Genomic DNA, 890 nt, shown 5'->3' on the forward strand with positions numbered 1-890 from the left:
CCAGCAGCTGCTGGTACTCCCCATCGGTCACCCGGATACCTAAAAAACGGGTACGCTTAACCGCCATCCTCTCCTCCGATATCCGCAAAATGTGACCGGGCTGAACGCTCAAGCTCTGCCATCTGCTCCCGGCGGTAATCTTCCTCCTGTGCCTGACGCATCAGATTTGCCATCACTGCCGGATGCCAGGATCTTTTTTTTACGACGAGCGGCTTCTTCTTCGGCTTCTGCATTATCCCTCCTTCGCAAACGCCGGACGGCACGGAAAAGTTTTCCGGGTCGCTCCGGCGTTGGACAAGCGCCAGCGCGTCAGTGGTGTTAGCGGGTTTCGGGGCGCAGCCCTGAACCAGTCACAGCGTTTACGCTGTGTATACTGGCTTACTATGTTGGCATGAGAGCACGGTTCATGAAAGTGCCTCATGTGGCAGGTGTGATATGTGGCTCAGGAGCGTCCGCAATACCATGCACGGACTGATGAAATGACGCCTCCTCGCTCACTCGGTAGCTGCGCTCCTGCCGTTCGGCTGCGGCGGGCGTGACCGACTCACGGATAACGGGATAAAGCAAAGGCGCTCAAATCAGAAAGGGCCGGAGAAAAGGATGCGGCGTTGCCGTTTTTCCATAGGCTCCGCCTCCCCTGACGAGCATCACAGAAATGGACGCTCAAGTCAGAGGAGGACGAAACCCGACAGGACTTAAAGATGCCGGTGATTTCTCTCCGGCGGCTCCCTCGTGCGCTCTCCTGTTCCGACCCTGCCGTTTACCGGATACCTGTTCCGCCTTTTTCCCTTTCGGGAAGCGTGGCGCTTTCTCATAGCTCACGCTGCTGGTATCTCGGCTCGGTTTAGGTCGTTCGCTCCAAGCTGGGCTGTATGCACGAACCCCCCGTT

1 protein-coding gene is annotated in these 890 nt (G+C 57.5%); it reads right to left on the reverse strand.

Going from position 1 to position 890, the window contains the following annotated elements:
* Positions 1-56: 56 nt before the first annotated feature.
* A complete protein-coding gene (locus G3R48_RS17085) occupies positions 57-233 on the reverse strand; it encodes a hypothetical protein (protein ID WP_004197757.1) in 177 nt (58 codons plus the stop codon).
* Positions 234-890: the final 657 nt, after the last annotated feature.

It is taken from the genome of Shewanella intestini (assembly GCF_018221465.1).
Lineage (GTDB): Bacteria > Pseudomonadota > Gammaproteobacteria > Enterobacterales > Shewanellaceae > Shewanella > Shewanella intestini.

Coding starts and splice junctions, on each gene's coding strand:
- G3R48_RS17085 (WP_004197757.1), bottom strand. CDS start 233: ATGCAGAAGCCGAAGAAGAAGCCGCTCGTCGTAAAAAAAAGATCCTGG.